The 19,906-nt window shown below is 69.0% G+C and carries 15 protein-coding genes; 2 read left to right on the forward strand and 13 right to left on the reverse strand.

Annotated features, from left to right (window positions below; all coding sequences use genetic code 11):
* Positions 1-12: 12 nt before the first annotated feature.
* The 8 genes from ESP57_RS07725 to ESP57_RS07760 form a co-directional block, all read right to left on the reverse strand.
* On the reverse strand, positions 13-675 hold the full coding sequence (locus ESP57_RS07725; RefSeq protein WP_129231147.1) for a response regulator transcription factor: 663 nt from the start codon (positions 673-675) through the stop codon (positions 13-15).
* Entirely contained in the window at positions 675-1,970 is a 1,296-nt protein-coding gene (locus tag ESP57_RS07730) for a sensor histidine kinase (protein ID WP_129231148.1), read from the reverse strand. Before ESP57_RS07730 ends, ESP57_RS07725 begins: the two co-directional genes overlap by 1 nt.
* A 181-nt stretch (positions 1,971-2,151) precedes the next feature.
* Positions 2,152-3,576 (reverse strand): mechanosensitive ion channel domain-containing protein, encoded by a 1,425-nt coding sequence (locus ESP57_RS07735; protein WP_056005558.1) that lies wholly within the window; start codon positions 3,574-3,576, stop codon positions 2,152-2,154.
* Between the two features lie 2 nt (positions 3,577-3,578).
* Complete coding sequence (locus ESP57_RS07740) at positions 3,579-5,810, reverse strand: adenylate/guanylate cyclase domain-containing protein (RefSeq protein WP_056005562.1); 2,232 nt, start codon at positions 5,808-5,810, stop codon at positions 3,579-3,581.
* Between the two features lie 120 nt (positions 5,811-5,930).
* Complete coding sequence (locus ESP57_RS07745; protein WP_056007610.1) at positions 5,931-7,886, reverse strand: ABC transporter ATP-binding protein; 1,956 nt, start codon at positions 7,884-7,886, stop codon at positions 5,931-5,933.
* Between the two features lie 114 nt (positions 7,887-8,000).
* The gene (locus ESP57_RS07750) at positions 8,001-8,990 is read right to left on the reverse strand and encodes a carbohydrate ABC transporter permease (protein WP_056005565.1); all 990 of its coding nucleotides are present in this window, start codon (positions 8,988-8,990) and stop codon (positions 8,001-8,003) included.
* Positions 8,987-9,955 (reverse strand): carbohydrate ABC transporter permease, encoded by a 969-nt coding sequence (locus tag ESP57_RS07755; RefSeq protein ID WP_056005567.1) that lies wholly within the window; start codon positions 9,953-9,955, stop codon positions 8,987-8,989. Before ESP57_RS07755 ends, ESP57_RS07750 begins: the two co-directional genes overlap by 4 nt.
* 116 nt (positions 9,956-10,071) lie before the next feature.
* Complete coding sequence (locus ESP57_RS07760) at positions 10,072-11,430, reverse strand: ABC transporter substrate-binding protein (RefSeq protein ID WP_129231150.1); 1,359 nt, start codon at positions 11,428-11,430, stop codon at positions 10,072-10,074.
* A gap of 268 nt (positions 11,431-11,698) precedes the next feature.
* On the opposite strand from ESP57_RS07760, the gene ESP57_RS07765 reads away from it, so the two are divergent.
* The gene (locus ESP57_RS07765) at positions 11,699-12,721 is read left to right on the forward strand and encodes a LacI family DNA-binding transcriptional regulator (RefSeq protein ID WP_165877411.1); all 1,023 of its coding nucleotides are present in this window, start codon (positions 11,699-11,701) and stop codon (positions 12,719-12,721) included.
* A gap of 55 nt (positions 12,722-12,776) precedes the next feature.
* On the opposite strand, the gene ESP57_RS07770 is transcribed toward ESP57_RS07765, so the two are convergent.
* The 5 genes from ESP57_RS07770 to ESP57_RS07790 form a co-directional block, all read right to left on the reverse strand.
* On the reverse strand, positions 12,777-14,054 hold the full coding sequence (locus ESP57_RS07770; protein ID WP_129231152.1) for an MFS transporter: 1,278 nt from the start codon (positions 14,052-14,054) through the stop codon (positions 12,777-12,779).
* Positions 14,051-14,524 carry a MarR family winged helix-turn-helix transcriptional regulator gene (locus ESP57_RS07775; protein ID WP_129231153.1) on the reverse strand — a complete coding sequence of 158 codons (474 nt, stop codon included), beginning with the start codon at positions 14,522-14,524 and terminating at the stop codon, positions 14,051-14,053. The genes ESP57_RS07770 and ESP57_RS07775 overlap by 4 nt, the downstream gene beginning before the upstream one ends.
* A gap of 141 nt (positions 14,525-14,665) precedes the next feature.
* Complete coding sequence (gene rplL / locus ESP57_RS07780) at positions 14,666-15,043, reverse strand: 50S ribosomal protein L7/L12 (protein ID WP_056005581.1); 378 nt, start codon at positions 15,041-15,043, stop codon at positions 14,666-14,668.
* A gap of 49 nt (positions 15,044-15,092) precedes the next feature.
* Positions 15,093-15,578, reverse strand: a complete 486-nt coding sequence (rplJ, locus tag ESP57_RS07785) for a 50S ribosomal protein L10 (RefSeq protein ID WP_056005584.1) — start codon at positions 15,576-15,578, stop codon at positions 15,093-15,095.
* Positions 15,579-15,951: 373 nt separating this feature from the next.
* Complete coding sequence (locus ESP57_RS07790) at positions 15,952-17,883, reverse strand: M64 family metallopeptidase (RefSeq protein ID WP_129231154.1); 1,932 nt, start codon at positions 17,881-17,883, stop codon at positions 15,952-15,954.
* Positions 17,884-18,265: 382 nt separating this feature from the next.
* Between ESP57_RS07790 and ESP57_RS07795 the strand changes: the two genes are divergently transcribed.
* Entirely contained in the window at positions 18,266-19,906 is a 1,641-nt protein-coding gene (locus ESP57_RS07795) for an MDR family MFS transporter (RefSeq protein ID WP_115959720.1), read from the forward strand.

Genomic DNA, 19,906 nt, shown 5'->3' on the forward strand with positions numbered 1-19,906 from the left:
GAGCTCTCGGCCTCACTCGGCCGAGGCGTTGCCCGCCGCGAGGAAGCGCAGCACCGCGAGCACCCGGCGGTGGTCGTCCGACGAGGCCGGCAGTGCGAGCTTGCCGAAGATCGAGGTGATGTGCTTCTCGACGGTGCCCGGCGAGAGGAACAGTGCGACGGCGATCGCCGAATTGGATCGCCCCTCTGCCATCAGCCGCAGGATCTCGAGTTCGCGGTCGGTGAGCATGGCGAGGGGCCCATCGGCGCGCCGCCGACCGAGCAGCGAGGTCACGACCTCGGGATCGAGCACGACGTGGCCGGCCGCGACCTGGCGCACCGACTCGATGAAGGTCGAGACATCCGCCACCCGATCCTTCAGCAGGTACCCGACCCCCTCGGAACTCGCGTCGAGCAGGGTGCGGGCGTACCGCGTCTCGGCGTACTGCGAGAAGAGCAGCACGCCGGTGGCCGGGTGCTCGCGCTTGATGCGGAGCGCCGCGCGCAGTCCCTCGTCGCTGTGACCGGGCGGCATCCGGATGTCGGAGATGACGACGTCCGGAGGGTCCTGGGCGACCAGGGCGACGAGGCTGTCGCCGTCGCCGACGGCCCCGGTCACCTCGACCCCGCGCCCCGCGAGGAGGGCCACGAGTCCGTCGCGGATGATCGCGGAGTCCTCGGCGACGGCGACGCGCATCAGGCGACGACCATGGGCAACTCGATCGTCACGCGCGTCGGCCCACCCGCGGGGCTCTCGACCGCGAGCGTCCCGTCGACCGACCGGGCCCGTCCCGTGAGACCCGCGAGTCCAGTGCCCGAACCCGACTCGTCGCGGAAGGCGACGTGGGCGCCGCCGCGACCGTCGTCGGCGACCGCGACGACGAGACGGTCCCCACGCTGCACGACCGAGACATCCGCTCGGCCCGCACCCGAGTGCTTCACGACGTTGCCGAGCAGCTCGAGCACGCTGAAGTAGGCGATCGTCTCGATGACCGCGGATGGCCGGCCCGCGATGCGGCAGTCGAGCTCGACCGGCACCGGCGAACCCGCCGCCACTGAGGCGAGCGCAGCCTCGAGCCCCGCGTCGAGCACCGGCGGATGGATGCCCTTCGCGAGGTCGCGCAGCTCGGCGAGCGTCGACGTGGCAGCGGTGCGCGCCGATTCGACGAGTGCCACGACCGTCTCGGGGTCGTCGCCACGAGCGAGCCGTTCATGGGCGTCGCCGAGCGACATGGCGAGCCCGACGAGGCGCGCCTGCGCCCCGTCGTGCAGGTCGCGCTCGATGCGGCGCAGGGTGGCATCGGCATCGGTCACCGCGACGCGGCGCGAGTTCGTGAGCTCGATGATGCGCTCTTCGGCGGGCGTGCGTCCGAGCATGCGCGCGATCACGTTTCCGTGGAATTCTGCGAGGCCCCGGTTCACGGCGGGCCAGACGAAGAGGAGGATCAGCACGCCCGCGACGGTGAACACGACGTGCATGAGGGGGGTGTCGGCCACGTAGCCGAAGATCTGCACCCGGCCCGGCCCGAGCAGCTGCACGAGCCACTCCGTCGAGAGCCCGGCCCCGAGCGCAAGCACGATCGTGGAACCCGCCCAGCTGAGCACGGCGAGCGGCAGGTGCAGCAGCGGGAAGCCGATGGTTCGCGAGGTGGCGAGACCGCGCATTCGGGTCGCCCAGTCGGCGTCGGTCGCACCCGCCGACGGCGAAGGCGGATCGGCGATCTCGAGGCCCAGCTGGTGCCTCGCGAGCCGGATCGAGAGCGTTCCGAGCTTGCGCGAACCGGCCGCGAACGCCTCGGCGATCGAGATGCCGACGTAGCTGAGCGCGGCGATCAGGCCGAGCAGGAACGCGAACGACAGGTAGCAGAGCTCCAGCATCGCCACGGGCAGCGCCGTCCAGATGAAGGCGAACTCCTTCCAGGTGCGGCGGGCGAAGAGCGCCGTCGCCAGGGGCGGGCGAAGCCTGGCGGGCGTGGTCGACGTGCGTGACATCTCAGTGGTTCCAATCGAGCGGAGGTCGCGACGGGCGGCGGCTCGTCTTCAACCATATTTGCGATCGACTGGCCGCCCGCCCACGGGGCTGTCCCGACACCGGGGAGGGTTCTCCCCCTGATCGCGGTACCCGATCGCCGCGCCCCGTCGCGGCCCGGCCTCCGCCGGCGTGCCCCGCCCGTCACCGCCCGCCGAGGGCGCCGCGCACGATGCCGGCGGCCGCGAGGGCGTCGGATGCCGCGCGCCGGCGATTCTCGATCGCCTGGCCGATGTCCCGCGCCACCGCCGGGTTCGAGCGCACGATCTCGTCGATCACGGAGAGGGGCATCACGAGGATCGTGCTCACCTCGGCGGCCACCGCGCGCACGAACGACGGCTCGCGGGTGAGCACCGTCTGCCCGACCGACTCGCCGACGTCCGCGGTCCCCGAGTCGATCGCACCGCGATCGGTCACGATCGACAGGGCCAGGCGCCCGTCGACGACGACCCTGAGCACGTCGGGCACCTGGTCGGGCTGCTGCACGACCTCCCCGGTGCCGTACCGCTCGAGATGGCACGAGGGCGCCAGTCGCTCGCGGTCGTCGGCGCTGAGCCGGAACGCCGGAGCGATGAGCTCGAGCGCAGCGCTGAGCGCCGAAGGCTCGGCGACGGGGTCCGTCGAGTCGCCGTCCAGTGAGAGGCCGCGACGGCGCGCCGCGTACCAGAGCCAGGCGAGCAGGAGCGACACCGCGTCATCCGCTGCCGCCGGACCGGAGACGGGCACCTCGACCAGGTACTTCGCGGCGCCGAGGTACCTGGCTGCGGGCTGCTCGCCCGACGCCGCCATCGGCAGCCCGCGCGCCACGTCGACGACGAGGTCGATGACCTCGTGCGGCGGGTCGTCGGTCGAGAAGGTCACGGTGGCGATCGCGCGGTGCAGTTCGGTCGGCAGGCTCAGGTTCGTGAACGAGGCGTTCGCGAGCGAGGCGTTCGGCACGATCTGCACGCCGGCGCCCGTGTCGATGTGCACGGCCCGCCAGTTCACCTCGATGACCCGTCCGCGCACGCTGCCGGTGTCGAGCCAGTCGCCGAGCTTGAACGGCTGCTCGAAGAGCAGCAGCAGGCCCGAGATGATGCCGCCGACCGCGTTCTGCAGGGCGAGGCCGATGACGATCGACGTGACGCCGAGCGCGGCGATGAGCCCGCCGACATCCGCGTCCCACACCCAGGAGAAGAGGATCGCGAGGCCGACGACGATGAGCACGAGCCGGCCGAGGTCGACGAAGATCGACGGGATGCGCTCGCGCCAGCTGCCGGGCTTCGCGTTGGCGAAGAGGGCGACGTTGAGGGCGCTGAGCACCAGGAGGATCACGAGGAAGCCGAGCACCGTGGCGACGACCCTCGCCCACACCTGCTCGGCTGGCGACTGGATCGCGAAGATCAGCAGGCCGAAGAGCGCGCCGACCGGCACGACCCAGTTGCGCAGCAGCCGCACCGGACCTGCGGCGGCACTGCCTCGACGCGTCAGCCAGCCGAGCACCTCGGTGAGCACGACGAGCAGCACCGGCACGCCGAGCGCGAGCACGATGCCCCAGAAGAGCCATCCCTCGCCGAAGAGCTCATCCATGGCTACTCCACCCGCCACACGGTCTCGGAGCCGTCGGCCGTCTCGATCGTGCCGGCCGAGACGATGCGCACTCCGTCCTGCAGGCGGTCCTTCACCGCCTGGCTCACGTAGATGCCGGGCCGGCCGTCGACACTGCGCACCCGGTAGGCGAGGTTCACGGCGTCGCCCCAGAGGTCGTAGGCGAGGCTCGTGCGACCGACGAGCCCGCTCGTCACGGTGCCGGTCGCGATACCGGCGCGCAGTTCGACGGATGCGTCGTTGCCCGCGTTGAACCGCTCGATGACCGCGCGCAGCTCGGTCGCGAACTCGACCGCTCGCCTGACGTTGTCGACTCTGGGCACGATGAGGCCCGAGCTCGCGAGGTATCCCCCGCGGAGCGTGCGCACCTTCTCGACGCCCGTGCGCTCGGCCGCCTCGTCGAAGCCGCGCATGAGCGAGTTGAGTTGCGCGAGCTCGTCCTCACTCGACAGCGATGCCGTGAAGTCGTCGAAGCCGATGAGCTCGGCGAAGATGACCGAGACGTCCTGGTGCACCTCGGAGATCGTCTCCTCGCCGTCCTGATAGCGCTTCGCGACGGTCTCGGGCATGAGCGTGTGCAACAGGCGCTCGTTCTCCATGCGCTGCTCGTCGATGAGTTCCTGCTTGATGCGCAGGCTCGAGCTCATGTCGTTGAACGCGTTGCCGAGGTCGCCGAACTCGTCGCGCGAGCCGGCCGGCACCTGCACGGTGAGATCGCCGCCGGCGACCCGGCGCACCGCCTCGGAGAGATGGCGCACCGGCCGGGTGAACACCTGGGCGAGCAGCATCGAGAGCACGCTCACCGCGAGCAGGATCGCGAGTGTCGAGATCACGAGGTTGCGGGTGAAGTCGGTGACCGGCGCGAACGCCTCCTCGGTGTCGATGCGTGCGACGGCGACCCAGTTGAGCCCGTCGATGTCGACCGGGGTGTACGCGGTGATGTTCTCGCGCCCGAGATAGCCTCTCGAGATCGTCGTGCCCGACTTGCCCTGCTGGGCGAGCCTGACCGACTCCGTGGTGACCGGCTGCAACAGTACGGTGCCGCCGACCTCGACTTCGCGTTCGGCGAGCTCCGAGGGTGTGCCGTTCGCGACCGCGAGCTTCTCGAACGCCTGCGGATCCTCGATGAGCAGCCGCGAGTTGCTCCGCATCAGGTCGTCGCTGCCGGCGACGTAGACCTCGCCGGTGTCGCCGAGTCCCTGTTCCTTCCAGCGCTCATCGCCGGTGAGCACGTCGTTGATGATGTCGATGGGAATCTGCACCGCCAGGGCGCCGGTCACCCGCTCGGTGTTGCCGACGGGCGAGACCACCCAGATCGCGGGCACGTTCAGCGACGGGATGTACCGCTCGTAGTCGGTGGTGGCGAGCGCGTTGACCGAATTGGTGGCCATCACGTCGCGGTAGGCATCCGCGAGCTGCGAGTCCTTGAACGGCCCCGTCATGATGTTCATGCCGAGATCGGGCCCGGAGTAGGCGGTGTAGACGACATTGCCCTCGGTGTCGAGCAAGAGCACGTCGTCGTAGCCCGAGGCGGCGATGATCCGCTGGAAGTAGTCGTGGTACCGCTCGCGTGCGGCCGACCACGGGCTGCCGTCCCCGGCGTCGCCCGCGTCGATCGCGGCCTCGAAGTCGAGTTCGCCGCCCGGGAACCGGTAGGACTTCGAGGTGTACTGGTATTGCAGATACTGGCCGGCGACGGATTCCGGGATGAATGCGCCGGCCGCATAGGTGCCGCCGGCGCGAGCCGACAGTGCGGCGTTGAATTCGTCGTCGTAGTACGCCTCGAGCTCCGCCCGTTGCGCCTCGTCGAGCGGGCGCGACTGCGCCTCGGCGAACGCCGCGTTCAGGGCGACCGACGCGTTCTGGGCGCTGAGGTTGCGCGAGTCGAGCGTGACCCCCGTCTGCACCCCGCCGAAGACCCGTTCGAGCTCACCCGTGCGCAGTTCGCGGATCGTGGTGAGCTGGTCGACCGCGGCGGCCCGCAGCGACTCGCGGCCGCTGACGAAGCCGATGACGCCGACGATGATCGAGGAGATCAGGCTCACCCCGAGCAGCATGATGAGCAGCTTCGACTGGATGCTGAGGCCGACCCTGCGAGGCTTCGAAGTGCGCGGCTTCCGCTCGCGCGGCGCGCGGCTCGGCACGGTCGGTGCGGTCGGCGGCGGTGCTGCGTCGCCGTCGTCAGCGGATGCCTCGGACGGCGCCCCACGTTCCATCGTCGACACGTCGCCCCTCTCGGCCCCCCGGCAAGATGCTCCACACTCTAGCGGCGCAGGGTGCCCCGATCGCAAGAGGCGCCGTCGAAGTCGTGTCCCCCGAATCGCCGCTGCACGTGCTCAGGACTCGAGCACCGACCGTTCCTCCTGCTGGCGGTACAGCGAGGCGTAGACGCCCTCGGCGACGACGAGTTCGGCGTGCGTCCCCCGTTCGACGATGCGCCCGGCGACGACGACGAAGATGACGTCGGCCGAGACCACGGTCGAGAGCCGGTGCGCGATCGCGATCGTCGTGCGACCCCGTGCGGCGTCGTCGAGCGCCTGCTGCACGACGCGCTCGGAGATCGTGTCGAGCGCACTCGTCGCCTCGTCGAGCACGAGCACCGCCGGGTCCTTCAGCAGCACCCGCGCGATCGCGATGCGCTGCTTCTCACCGCCCGAGAGCCGATAGCCGCGTTCGCCGACGACCGTGTCGTAGCCGTCGGGGAACGAGGCGATCGTCTCGTGGATGTTCGCCGCCCGCGCCGCGGCCTCGAGCTCGGCGTCGCTCGCATCGGGCCGCGCGTACCGCAGGTTCTCGCCGATCGTCGCGTGGAAGAGATATGTCTCCTGGCTCACGATGCCGATGTGGGAGATGAGCGACTCCTGGTCGAGATCGCGCACGTCGACGCCCGCGAACCGCACGACGCCGCCGGATGCCTCGTACAGCCGCGGCACGAGGTACGAGACCGTGGTCTTGCCGGCTCCGGACGGGCCCACGAACGCCGCGAACTGACCGGGCTCGATCGTGAAGCTCACGGCGTCGAGCGTCGGCCGCGAGTCGTCGTCGGCATCGGGGTAGCGGAACGACACCTCGTCGAACTCGACGCGCCCGAGGGGCCCCTCGCTCCCCGAGCCCGTCGAAGGGACCTGCCTCGCGTCGGGCCGGTCGACGATCGCCGGCTTCAGGTCGAGGTACTCGAAGATGCGCGCGAAGAGGGCGCTCGACGTCTGCAGGTCGAGCGCGACGCGCATGAGCCCCATGAGCGGGAACAGGAGGCGCGCCTGCACGGTCGTGAAGGCGACGATCGTGCCCGCCGTGACATCCGCTGCGCCGCCGGCGATGAGCCAGCCCGCGACCAGGTAGACGATCGCGGGAATGGACGACATGAAGATGTTGACCATCGCGAAGAACCACTGGCCCGTCATCTGCTGCTTGACCTGCAGGTGGATCTGGTTCTGGTTCTCGTCGGAGTACCGCTCGATCTCGCTCTTCTGCCGGGTGAAGCTCTTCGACAGCAGGATGCCCGAGACGCTCAGCGTCTCCTGTGTGATCGCGGTCATCTCCGACAGCGACTCCTGTGTCTTCCCCGCGATACGCGCACGCACCTGCCCGACCCGGCGCTGGGCGATGACCATGAACGGCATGAGCACGAGGGCGATGATCGTGAGCTGCCAGTTGAGGATGAGCATGGCGATGAACGCCGAGATCACGGTGACGGTGTTGCCGAGCACGCTCGACACGGTGTTCGTCAGCACGCCGGCGACGCCGCCGACGTCGTTCTGCAGCCGCGACTGGATGACCCCCGTCTTCGTGCGCGTGAAGAAGCTCAGCTCCATGGCCTGCAGGTGCGTGAACAGCCGCACCCGGAGGGCTCCCATGACGTTGTTGCCGATCGTCGCCGTCAGCCACGTCTGCCAGACGCCGAGCAGTGCCGAGACGATGAAGACGGCGATCATCGCGATGACGAGCCACATGAGCACCGGCAGGTTCGGGCCGGAGACCTCGCCGCTCGCGTCGACCGGGAAGAGACCGTCGTCGAACGCCCGCTGGGTCAGCAGCGGCGGAATGATGGCGAGCCCGGCGCCGATCAGCACGAGCACGACCGTCGTGCCGAGCGCGACCTTGTGCGGGGCGAAGAGCTCGGCGATGCGACCGAGCAGGTTCGGCACCTGCGGCGCCTCGGCGTTCGCCGCGCGCTGCGCCTCCTCGTCGACGGCGAACCCCCGACGAGGCCCGCCACCGCCGCCGGCTCCACCGCCTCCGGCTCCGCGTCCGCCGCCGGCTCCGCCGCCTCGCGGCGCTCCCCCGTGCATGCTCATGGCACGAGCCTATGCCGCGCCCCGCTGGCCGCCGCCGTCGTTCGCCCGGAGCAGAGCGAGCGGATGCCGCAGGCCACAGCCTGCGGCATCCGCTCGCGCTCGGCTCGCCTAGCCCTTGGTGGAGCCCGCGAGCAGGCCGCGCACGAAGTAGCGCTGCAGCCCGAAGAAGACGCCGAGCGGGATCACGATCGAGATGAACGCGGCCGCGGTGAGTCGCTGCCAGTCCTGCCCGCGCGTGCCGACCATCTCGGCCAACCGCTGCGTCAGTGGAGCGACGTCTTGCGTGCCGCCCGAGAAGATGAGGGCGACGAGCAGGTCGTTCCACACCCAGATGAACTGGAAGATCGCGAACGACGCGAGCGCCGGTGTCGCCAGCGGCAGCACGATGCGGAAGAAGATCTGCCCGTGCGTGGCGCCGTCGACCCGCGCCGCCTCGATGACGTCGGACGGGATCTCGGAGATGAAGTTGTGCAGCAGGAAGATCGCGAGCGGGAGCGCGAACATCGAGTGCGCGAGCCACAGCGGCAGGTAGTTCTGCTCGGGGATGATCGGCACCAGGTCGTGCAACCAGGCCTGCATGGGCCGCAGCCACGTCGAGAAGATCTGCAGCAGCGGCACGAGGGCCATCTGCAGCGGGATGATCTGGAGCGCGAACACGAAGATGAAGAGCCAGTTGACCCACTTGAAGCGGATCCACGCGAACGCGTACGCGGCCATCGACGCGAAGACGAGCGGGATCAGCGTGGCGATCAGCGCGATGGCGATCGAGTTCACGATGTACGAACCGAGCTGCGGCGATGCCGACGACGTCGAGAACAGCACGTCGCGGTAGTTGTCGAGCGTGAAGCCCGGGTTCTGGAAGATCGTCCACCAGCCCGTGGTGCGGATCAGCTCGGCAGGCCGGAACGACGAGACCAGGAGCCCGAAGGTCGGGATGGTCCAGAGCACCGCGATGATCAGCGAGATGATCGTCGCGGTGCGCGAGGTCAGCCGCTTCTTCACGCGTGCGGTCTTGGAGCCGTACTCACTGCGCTCGGCGGCCTCGATCGAGCCGAGGTTCTCACCGACCGGGAGGTCGGCGGGGGCGACGCTGCTCATCGGATCTCCCTCTGCTTGCGGAGCACGTTGACGTTGTAGACGACGATCGGCAGCACGAGCACGAAGAGGATCAGTGCGAGGGCCGAACCGCGCCCCACCTCGCTCGCCCGGAAGGCCTGGGTGTACATCTCGTTGGCGATGACGCTCGTGTTGAAGTTTCCGGCGGTCATCGTTCGCACGATGTCGAAGACCTTCAGCGTCGCGATGGAGATCGTCGTGAGCACCACGACGAGCGCGCCGCGGATGCCTGGCACCGTGACGTTGAGGAAGCGCTGCCAGCCGTTCGTACCGTCGAGCTGCGCCGCCTCGATCTGCTCGGTCGGCACGCCCTTGATCGCCGCGCTCAGGAGCACCATGGCGAAGCCGGTCTGGATCCAGATCATCACGACGATGAGCAGGAAGGTGTTGATCGGGTCGGTCTGCAACCACTGCACCGGTTCGCCGCCCGCCGCGACGACGAGGGCGTTCAACAGGCCGATCTGCTCGCGGTCGCCCCCGCGGTACTCGTAGACGAACCGCCAGATCACGCCGGCGCCGACGAAGGAGATCGCGATCGGCATGAACAGGATGACCTTGTAGTAGCGCTCGCCCCGTGACTTGTCGATGAACACGGCGTAGGCGAGGCCGACCGCCGTCGAGATGGTCGGCACGAGCAGCACCCAGATGATCGTGTTGATCAGCGTGCGGATGGCTGCCGGCTGCGTGAACGTCCAGACGAAGTTGTCGAGGGTCCAGTCACCGCTCGAGTCCTGGAACGCCAGGAGGCTCGTGCGGATCGCCGGGTACACGAGCCCGATGGCGATGAAGAGCATCGCCGGCAGCAGGAAGAGGCCCAGCTGCCAGTAGTCTCGGCCCTTCTTCGGAGCCTTGTCGATGAAGAAGATGAGGAGGCCGACGACCGCGGCGAACACCGCGAGCCCCATCACCACCTGGAGCAGCTTGCCGAGCAGATCGGCGGTGGTCATCGTGCCTCCCAATGTTCGTCATTGAAATCGGAGTCGTCGTCGAAGGCGGGTGACGGAGGGCGGGGACTTCGCATCCCCGCCCTCCGATCATGCCCCTCGGGCGTGAGTCGCGCCAGTCAGCCCTGCGGCCAGCTCGACTCGATCGTGTCGAGCACCTGCGCGGTGTCTTCACCCGTGACCCATGCGACCATGCCCTTCCAGAAGGAATCGGCGCCGACGGCACCCGGCATCAGGTCGGAACCGTCGAACCGGAACGTGGTCTCGGGGTCCTGCAGGATCTCGATCGACTGCGTCAGCAGCTCGCTCGAGGCGACCTGCGGGTCGAGGCCCTTGTTGGCGCTGATGACGCCGCCGAGGCTCACGCGGTTGTTGGCCCAGGTGTCGCTCGAGAGGTAGGCGCGGAACGCCTCGACCTCTTCGGCGTCGCGGAACGCGACCGGGAACTCGCCGCCGCCGGTGACGGACAGCGGGTCGTCGGCGTTGACCGGCGGGAGCAGGAACGCGAACACGCTGCCGTCGGACGCGACGGTGTTCTCGTCGCCGCCCTCGGGGTTCCAGAAGGTCTCGTAGAACGAGGCCTGGTGGTGCAGCGAGCACGCACCGTCGAGGATCGGCAGACCGGCGGTCTGGAACGCCTCGGTGACCTGCGTCGACACGTCTCCGATGCCGCCGTTGACCATGTCGTCGTTCTTCAGGTACGCCCCGACCGCGTCGAAGGCCTCGGCCACCTGCGGGTCGTTGAACGGGATGCCGTGGGTGACCCACTGGTCGTAGACCTCGGCGCCGTGGAGACGCAGCATGTAGTCCTCGACCCAGTCGGTGCCCGGCCAGCCCGTGGCGTCGCCCGACTCGAGGCCGACGCACCAGGGCTTGTGGTCGCCCTCGGCCGCGATCTCCTCGGAGAGCGCTGTCAGCTCGTCGAGGGTCTTGGGGATCTCGTACCCCTTCTCCTCGAACTCGGCCGGCGAGTACCAGACGTAGCCCTTGATGCTCGCCATGAGCGGAGCGGCGTAGAACGTGTCTTCGTAGGTGCCGTACTGCTTCCAGTCCTCGGACCACCACTCGTCGACATTGGCCTCGACCTCGGAGGATGCCGGGATCAGCCAACCGCCGGCGGCGAGTCGACCGAGGAGGCCGGGCTGCGGCACGATGCCGACGTCGGGGGCGTTGCCGCCCTCGGCGAGCACGGCGATCTGCGCCTCGAACTCGCTCGAGCCCTGGTAGTCGACCGCGATGCCGGTGCAGGCCTCGAAGTCCGACCACGATTCGATGAGGCGGTCGGCCTCGAGGTCGAGGATGGTGCCGGCCACCGTGACCTCGGCGTCCTCGAAGGTGCCGTACTGCTCGTAGTCGGTGCAGTCGACGTCGGCAGCGTCCTCTGGCGCGACGTCTCCGGTGCAGCCCGTGAGGGCGAGTCCAACCGCCGCGGCCGCCACCACGGGGGCCATCCAACGGCGATGCCGTCTGATTCTCATGTCATCTCCTCGTCGAGTGAATGTGGTGCAGGCGAAGCCGGGAACCGGTTCCAGCCTCCACGCTAGAACACCCGCCGCCCTCCTCACAAGGGATGGGAGGTCACGGTTCGGCCACTGCCCCGTGCTGCGGCAGGAACTGGCGGAGAGCGCTCCCATCGATGACGCGCGAACACGACCGCGCCGCGAATGCCCGACGGGAAACGGTTCCATATTCCACGACGAGCGCAGTACACTCTCGCTCGAACCAGCCCGACGGAGGGAGGCGCGCATGGCCGCGATCGGCGACGTCGCACGCCTCGCCGGGGTGTCGAAGGCCACGGCCTCCCGGGCGCTCACCGGCAACGGCTACGTCGCCGAGGAGACCCGGCGCCGCGTCGAGACGGCCGCCGCGGAGATCGGCTACATCGCCTCCCCCGACGCCGCGAGCCTCGTCACGGGGCGCACCAAGAACGTCGGCGTGGTCATCCCGTTCGTCAACCGCTGGTTCTTCGGCGAGGTGCTCGAGGGCATCGAGCGCGCTCTCCTCACTGCCGGCTACGACCTGACGCTCTACAACCTCTCCGACAGCGGGCCCGACCGGGCGCGCGTCTTCGAGTTCTTCCTCGCGCGGAAGCGCGTCGACGCCGTCATCGCGGTCGGCGTCGACCTCGCCGAGCACGAGGTCGCGGCGCTCGACCGCCGCGAGAAGCCGCTCGTGTGCCTCGGCGGAACGGGCGGCACCGCGGCGCGACTCTCGGTCGACGACCGGGCCGTCGGCCAGCTCGCGACCGAGCACCTGCTGCACCTCGGGCACACCCGGATCGCGCACCTCGCCGGTGCGGGGGCGAGCGAACGGCCCGACACGGTGCAGGGCCTGCGACGGCACGGATTCCTCGACGCCATGGGCGCGGCCGGGCACGATCCCTCCCCGGCCGACGTCGTCGAGACCGAGATGACCATGCCGGGCGGCTACCGCGCCGCCCTGCAGCTGCTCGGACACCCGGGCCCTCGGCCGACCGCGGTGTTCGCGGCATCCGACGAACTGGCCTTCGGTGCGCTCCGCGCCGCCGAGCGCCTCGGCATCGCGATGCCCGCCGAACTCTCCGTCGTCGGGGTCGACGGACACGAGTACGCCGAGATGTTCGACCTCACGACCGTCGAGCAGTACCCGGGCGAGCAGGGCCGCTCGGCCGTCGGCGTCGTGCTCCGCCTCCTCGGCGAGGGGGCCGTCGCCGACCCGCTCCCCGATTCCGGCGCCCCCTTGCCGACGCGTCTCGTCGTGCGCGCGAGCACGACGGCCGCACCGCGCTGAGCGCGGCGCGAGCACGACGGTCGCGCCGCGCCGAGCGCGCGGTGGCTGATGTGCCTCAGGCGGCGTCGCCGATGCCGATCGCCTCCGCCTCGCCCACCGTGGTCTCGGCGACGCCGTCGGCGGCCGCCAGCTTCGAACGACCCAGGACGATGACGGCCGCGGCGATGAGCACGGCGACCGCACCGGCGATGAACGGGCTCGACGGCGACACCGTGGCCGCGAGCAGCGTCGCGGCGGGCGGGGCGATCGCCCCACCGAGGAATCGCACGCCGGAGTAGGCGCTCGACGCGACGGAGCGGGGCAGGTCGGTCGCGTCCATCACACACTCGGTGAGCACGGTGTTCAGGATGCCGAGCAGCAGTCCGCCGACCACGACGCCGACGATGACCGCGACGGCCGAGTCGATGAGGGCGGCGAGCACGAGCAGGTCGATGGCGAGCAGCGGCAGCACGAGCTGGAGCACCCGGGTGCGGCGCATGCGCGCGGTCAGCAGCGGCGCGACCCACACCGAGGTGACGGCGACCGCCACGCCCCATCCGAAGAAGACGAGCCCGAGTGCGATGGCGCTGTGGATGCCGAGGGGCACGAGCGCGAACGGCGTGTAGGCGAGCAGCACGAAGAAGCCCATGTTGTAGAACAGCGCCGCCGCCGCGAGGATGCCGAGCGCCGGGCGGGCGAGCGCCCGGAACGGAGCGGACAGCTTCGTCGGCACCGGCTTCTCGCCGACCTCCGTTCGCAGCAGGGTGACGATCGCGATGAACCCGACGGCCATGAGCACCGCGGTGCCGAAGAACGGGCCGCGCCAACTCCACGAGCCGAGGAGGCCGCCCACGAGCGGCCCGATGGCGAGGCCGAGGCCGAGCGCCGCCTCGTAGAGGATGATCGCCGAACTGCTGCCGCCTGCCGCCGCACCGACGATCGTCGCGAGGGCGGTCGAGATGAAGAGCGCGTTGCCGAGCCCCCACCCGGCACGGAAGCCGATGATCGACTCGACATCGCCCGACAGGCCGGCGAGCGTGGCGAACACGACGATCACGCCGAGCCCGATGAGGAGGGTGCGCTTGGCGCCGATGCGGCTCGAGATCCAGCTCGTGAAGAACATCGCGATGCCCGTGATCACGAGGTAGCTCGTGAAGAGCAGCTCGGTCTCGGTGGGCGTCGCCTGCAGGTCGGCGGCGATCGCGGGAAGGATCGGATCGACGAGACCGATGCCCATGAACGCGACGACGCACGAGAACGCGACCGCCCAGACGGCCTTCGGCTGCGTGAGGATCGAGGCGCCGGATGCCGCGTGGCCGGCCTGCACCGGAACCGCCCTGGTGTCGACGCTCATGCGACCGGCCCGGTGCTCGAGGCGGACTCGACGAGCGCCGCGCGCGACCGCTCGAGGCGCGTGCGCACGATCTCGACCGCCGCCGCGAGCGTCTCGAGTTCGCCGTCGTCGAGGTCGGCGAAGGTCGGGGCGAGGGACTGCGCCAGCTCGCTCCGCCAGCCGTCGAGTGCGGCGAGCCCGTGCGGATGGGCCGAGATGAGCATGGCCCTGGCATCGCCGCTGTCGACGACGCGGCGGATCCACCCTCGCTCGTCGAGTGCGTGGACGAGCTTGGTCATGGTGGGCTGGGTGACGCGGCTGACCCTCGCCAGTTCGCCGAGTCGCATCGGCCCCAGGTCGCGCAGCACGCTGAGCGTGCGCCAGACCGCGGGCGATTCGGTATTGCCCGTGACCGTCGCGGCGAGCCGGGTGAGTCGGTGGTTGACGGAGATGAGGTCTCCGATCACCGTGGGGAGGTCGAGCTGCGTCATGCCTCAAGTATACATAGCTTGGCTATGGGATATCTGGCCGGGAACGACGGATGCCCCGTGGCTCATGCGAGCCACGGGGCATCCGTGTATTTCAAGTGACGCAGGTCACCTCAAGCCGCAACCCTCTGGCGAGGGCGTGGACTACTTGAGGGTGACGGTTGCGCCGGCTTCCTCGAGGGCAGCCTTCGCCTTCTCGGCGGTCTCCTTGTTCGCGCCCTCGAGCACGGCCTTGGGAGCACCGTCGACGACGGCCTTGGCCTCGCCGAGACCGAGCGAGGTGAGCTCGCGGACGGTCTTGATGACCTGGATCTTCTTGTCGCCGGCAGCCTCGAGGATGACGTCGAAGGAGTCCTTCTCCTCAACCTCTTCAGCAGCAGCGCCAGCGCCACCGGCAGCGGCGACGGGAGCGGCAGCGGTGACCTCGAACTTCTCCTCGAACGCCTTCACGAACTCGCTGAGCTCGACAAGCGTCAGACCGGCAAACTGCTCGAGCAGCTCTTCAGTGGTGAGCTTCGCCATGATGTATCTCCTAGATTTCTTGGTGTTGTAGAACGAGAACGTCGGACGCTTAAGCGGCCGCGGTCTCCAGCTTTTCGCGAAGCGCGTCGATGGTGGCGGCAGCCTTGCCCATCGTCGCCTTCATCATTCCCGCTGCCTTCGCAAGCAGAGCCTCGCGGCTCTCGAGCGAGGCGTACTTGTTGACCTCGTCGGCGTTGAGGGCCTTGCCCTCGAAGACGCCGCCCTTGATCACAAGATTCGGGTTTGCCTTGGCGAAGTCACGAACGGCCTTGGCGGTGGCGACGAAGTCGCCGTGCACGAAGGCGACGGCGGACGGACCGACGAGGTCGGCGTCCAGCGTCGAGATACCCGCGTTGTTCGCGGCGATCTTGGTCAGCGTGTTCTTCACCACGGCGTAGGACGCGTCCTGACGGATGTTGTTGCGCAGCTGCTTGAGCTGGGCAACCGTCAGGCCGCGGTATTCGGTCAGCAGAACGGCGGTCGAGCTCTCGAACAGGTTCGTGAGTTCGGCAACCGAGGCTTCCTTGTTCGCCATGGCCACTCCTTGTGTACTCAACATGCATCGCGATGGCGGTGCACGGCTTCGGAACGCGGCTCAGGTGGCGAGGTGCTGCGGGCAACAAAAAAGCTCCGGCGCAGTTGCGCGGAGCTCGGCCGGTCACCCGGAAGTCTTCGTCACACCTGCGCGGGCCCTTGCTTTCGCAAGACTTCGGTCGCGTTCCCTCTCGGGCGCACGACAACCAGCGGTCTTCGGCTCCGTACAGGCTAACGGATGTCGCGGCCTCCGCCAAATCGCCGGCTCGACCCGCCGCCATGAGGACATGTTCGACCTGAAGCGACGGGAACGGCGCAACGGCGCACCCGCGGCACGGGGCACCCGGGCCGTCGGGCCCGGGTGCCCCGTGCGATCAGGGTCGCACCTCGACGGTGAACGCCTCGACCGGACCGATGTTGCCCGCGGCATCCGTCGAGCGGTACTCGACACGATGCTGACCGTAACCCGGTTCGCGCTCCTGGAAGGGCGAGAGGGACATGCCTCCCGTGCCGAGGTTGCCGTAGATGAGATCGTCGACGTTCGTGCCGGTCGGCGTGAACATGAACGGGGCATCCGCGTCGGTCGGCCAGCCGTAATAATTGTGCCAGCCGTCGCCGTCGAGGCGGAACTCGGTCACGAGGGCGCCCGCCTGGTCATCGCTCGCCGTCAGCTTCATCGTGAACGACTCGTCGACGACGTAGTGCGGCTCGCCGTTCGCGCCGACAGAAGTCGCCACCGGGGCGGAGACGACGGACTCGACGGTCGGCGCCTCGGCGTCGACGGCCCACGTCCGGGTCTCGGCGGCGGCGCCGGCGCGCTTCGAATCGCCGACCGATGCGGTGACCGTGTGCGTGCCGGCCGAGAGCTCGAGGTCTGAGAGCTCGAGGGTGCGCGCGTTGTGCGGGTTCGACTGGCGAACCCCGTCGACCGTCCAGATGACGTCGAAGACACGGTCGGGCCGGTGGGTGGTCTCGACATAGAGCACGTCGAGCGAGCCCACCGGGCGCTCGGTCTGAGTCGACTCGGTGAACGCCGGCTCGACATCGGTGGCCGCCACCCGATCCGCGCCGACGGTCCACGAACGCGACTGGGTCATCGACGCCGAGTCGCGGAGCGCGGGGTCGCGCACGAAGGGCGTGTTGTCGACCACCGTGACCGTCACCACGTCACCGGCCTTCGCCCGCGTCTTGGCGAGTTCGAGGTGCGTCGTGTTGTGGGGGTTGGGCACCGGCTTGCCGTTGATCGCCCAGTCGACGTCGAGCTCGTGGTAGACGGGATGGGCGACGTCGATCGAGATCACCTCGTCGGCCGCGACCGGGGTCGCCTCGTCGGGCGCCTCGGCGATGAGCGGAATCTTCGACGAGATGCGCTCGGTCATTATCTCCCGGGAGACCTGGTCCATCTGGTATCCGAGGGTCTTCATCATCGAGTGACGGCTGGGGCGGAAGATGCCGGTCGAGTAGTACTGGCCGCCCTCGTACGCGCCGATGACGCCGCCGGCTTCGCTCTGCTCACCCAGCCAGCGCCACCACTTGACCTGCTGCGCGGCCATCTCGTCGACGGTGAGAAGGGTGTGGTGCGCCGATCGCGGCTCGGGACCCGTGTAGTCCCCCGTGGTGATGCCCCGCGTGTAGTAGTCGTACTCGTCGGCGAGCCCGCCGAGCGAGTGGCCGATCTCGTGCGGCGAGATGAGCGCGGACAGCGAGTTGCCGCCGCTCGCCGTCGCGTAGCTGCCGCCCGCGCCGCCGTAGGTGTCGCTGTTGGCGAGGGCGAGCACCTGATCGACCTCGGGGGCCGCCTTCGCGTACTCGCGAGCCTTCGCGCCGTCCATCGTGATCAGCCGCTGCACGCTCTTGGGGTTGCAACCGCCCCAGAACGACATCTTGAGCGGGGTGTCACGTCGGGGCGAGTCGAGCGACGAATCGCAGCTGATGCCGGACTCCCCCGAGATGATCTCCACCGCGTAGACATTGAAGTAGTTGCGGTAGCTCTTGTAGGGCTCGATGCTCCACATCGTCTCGAGGTGCTTCTCGACCTGCTCTCGGAAGAGCGGCTGCTCGGCGGCGGTGTACCCGTCACCGAGGATCACGAGCGAGAAGCGCTCGGAGGGGTCGCCGGTCACCTGGATCGGGACGAGCGTCGAGCTGCCGACCGGGAGTTCGTCGGCGTTCGCGGCCTGGGCCGCGGTGACGGTCATGCCGGTGGTCAGCACTGCGGAGAGCGCGAGGGCGGCGACGCGACGGCGGCGCGGGTGCGGCGCCGCCTTGCGCGGGGTGAGCGGCGGAGCGGGCGATTGGGCGTTCATACGATGGTTCCCTTCGTTCGGGTGTCCCCGCGACGCGACATCGAGTCGCGGACCACGCCCGTTCTTGCCTGTGTCAGGTGCCAGACAGCCTAGGAACCACCCCGGCGCCGGTCATCGACCAACTGTCGAGCAACTGGGCACGCTCCTTCGACAGCTGTCGAGGGCCGCCTCGGCGAAGGATGGCCCGCGGGAATAGTTGACCAACGTCCAAGGTTGACTCAATGCAACCAATTATATATAGTTGTCGAATATCAACTTGTACGACGTAAGGAAACACGTGACTTCAGTGGCAGAACAGCCCGCGACCGGCTCGGTGCCGGCCGCGCCGGCACAACGCACCCCGCGCGAGGTGATCATCGCCATCTCCGGCCTCGTCGTGGCGATGTTCGTCGCCGTCATCTCCGGCACGGTCGTCTCGACCTCGATGCCGCTCATCATCGCCGACCTCGGCGGCGACCAGACCGCCTACACGTGGGTCATCACCGCGAGCCTGCTGGCGATGGCCGTCTCGACCCCGATCTGGGGCAAGCTCGCCGACCTGGTGAACCGCAAGGCACTGCTCATGGCGGCGATCGGCCTCTTCGTCGTCGGCACGGCGATCGCCGGCTTCGCCCAGGACACCACGACCCTCATCGCCGTGCGCGTGATCCAGGGCCTCGGCGCGGGCGGCCTCATGTCGCTCGTCATGATCCTGATCGCCGTCATCATCTCGCCGCGCGAGCGCGGCAAGTACATGGGCTTCGTCGGCGGCATCATGGCCGTCGCGACGATCGGCGGCCCGCTGCTCGGCGGCGTCATCACCGATGCCTGGGGCTGGCGCGCCAACTTCTTCCTGCCGGTGCCGCTCGCGATCATCGCGCTCATCGTCATCTCGCGCACCCTGCACCTGCCGCCCATGCCCAAGCGCGCCGTCAAGATCGACTACGTCGGCATCGCGCTCCTCACGGTCGGCGTCTCGCTGCTGCTCATCTGGGTGTCGCTCGGCGGCAGCCAGTTCGAGTGGGACTCCATGACGAGCTTCGTCACGATCGGCATCTCGGCCGCGGCGATCATCGGCTTCATCGTCACCGAGTTCTTCGTGCCCGAGCCCATCGTGCCGATGACGCTCTTCAAGAACCGCACCTTCACACTCTCCGTGATCGCCTCGGTCTCGATCGGCGTCGCGATGTTCGCGACGAGCGTCTTCCTCGCCCAGTACTTCCAGCTCGCCCGCGGCGCGACCCCGACCGAGTCGGGGCTCATGACGATCCCGATGATCGTGGGCCAGATGGGCGCCTCGATCCTCATCGGCGCGCTGATCAGCCGGTTCGGCAAGTGGAAGCGCTTCATGCTCCTCGGCTCCCTGCTCGTCGTCGTCGGCAGCTACCTGATGACCACCCTCAGCTACGACACCGACTACCTCTGGGTCAGCGTCTACATGGTCGTGCTCGGTGCCGGCCTCGGCATGGTCATGCAGAACCTCACGCTCGTCGTGCAGAACGACACTCCCGCTTCGCAGCTGGGTGCCGCGAGCTCGAACGTGAACTTCTTCCGCACGATCGCGGGCACGATCGGCGTCACCATCATGGGGTCGCTGCTCGCCACGCAGGTCACGACGCACATCACCTCGGGCCTGAAGAGCTACACGCCCACCTCGCCCGAGGACGTCGAGGCGCTGAAGGGACTCGCCGGCGGCGGCATCCCCCACGTCTCCGAGCTGCCCGACGGCATCCGCGTCATCATCGAGAACGCCTACGGCAGCGGCATCGCCGACGTCTTCTGGATCGCCGTGCCGCTCGCGGTGCTGAGCGTCATCGCCATCGCCTTCCTGCCGAACAAGGCGCTCTCGACGAAGACCTCCGCCGAGCAACTGAAGGAGGAGCTCGAGCAGGTCGCGATCGACCTGGCCGAGGCCGAGATCGGCGCCCCCGTCACGTCGTCCATCGAGATGATCGAAGCGGATGCAGCAGCCGAGCGCACCACGACGACGACCACGCGTTCGCGTGGCGCCGACGACGCCTCGTCCGCAGGTGGCGACCGATAG

Source organism: Agromyces fucosus, assembly GCF_004134865.1.
GTDB classification, from domain to species: Bacteria; Actinomycetota; Actinomycetes; order Actinomycetales; family Microbacteriaceae; genus Agromyces; species Agromyces fucosus.

Excerpts from the sequence above, each read along its gene's own strand:
- ESP57_RS07790 (WP_129231154.1), bottom strand. The coding sequence starts at position 17,883 with ATGAACGCCCAATCGCCCGCTCCGCCGCTCACCCCGCGCAAGGCGGCG.
- ESP57_RS07750 (WP_056005565.1), bottom strand. The coding sequence starts at position 8,990 with ATGAGCAGCGTCGCCCCCGCCGACCTCCCGGTCGGTGAGAACCTCGGC.
- ESP57_RS07765 (WP_165877411.1), top strand. The coding sequence starts at position 11,699 with ATGGCCGCGATCGGCGACGTCGCACGCCTCGCCGGGGTGTCGAAGGCC.
- ESP57_RS07755 (WP_056005567.1), bottom strand. The coding sequence starts at position 9,955 with ATGACCACCGCCGATCTGCTCGGCAAGCTGCTCCAGGTGGTGATGGGG.
- rplL (WP_056005581.1), bottom strand. The coding sequence starts at position 15,043 with ATGGCGAAGCTCACCACTGAAGAGCTGCTCGAGCAGTTTGCCGGTCTG.
- ESP57_RS07725 (WP_129231147.1), bottom strand. The coding sequence starts at position 675 with ATGCGCGTCGCCGTCGCCGAGGACTCCGCGATCATCCGCGACGGACTC.
- ESP57_RS07760 (WP_129231150.1), bottom strand. The coding sequence starts at position 11,430 with ATGAGAATCAGACGGCATCGCCGTTGGATGGCCCCCGTGGTGGCGGCC.
- ESP57_RS07770 (WP_129231152.1), bottom strand. The coding sequence starts at position 14,054 with ATGAGCGTCGACACCAGGGCGGTTCCGGTGCAGGCCGGCCACGCGGCA.
- ESP57_RS07745 (WP_056007610.1), bottom strand. The coding sequence starts at position 7,886 with ATGCACGGGGGAGCGCCGCGAGGCGGCGGAGCCGGCGGCGGACGCGGA.
- ESP57_RS07735 (WP_056005558.1), bottom strand. The coding sequence starts at position 3,576 with ATGGATGAGCTCTTCGGCGAGGGATGGCTCTTCTGGGGCATCGTGCTC.
- ESP57_RS07730 (WP_129231148.1), bottom strand. The coding sequence starts at position 1,970 with ATGTCACGCACGTCGACCACGCCCGCCAGGCTTCGCCCGCCCCTGGCG.
- ESP57_RS07795 (WP_115959720.1), top strand. The coding sequence starts at position 18,266 with ATGTTCGTCGCCGTCATCTCCGGCACGGTCGTCTCGACCTCGATGCCG.
- rplJ (WP_056005584.1), bottom strand. The coding sequence starts at position 15,578 with ATGGCGAACAAGGAAGCCTCGGTTGCCGAACTCACGAACCTGTTCGAG.
- ESP57_RS07775 (WP_129231153.1), bottom strand. The coding sequence starts at position 14,524 with ATGACGCAGCTCGACCTCCCCACGGTGATCGGAGACCTCATCTCCGTC.
- ESP57_RS07740 (WP_056005562.1), bottom strand. The coding sequence starts at position 5,810 with ATGGAACGTGGGGCGCCGTCCGAGGCATCCGCTGACGACGGCGACGCA.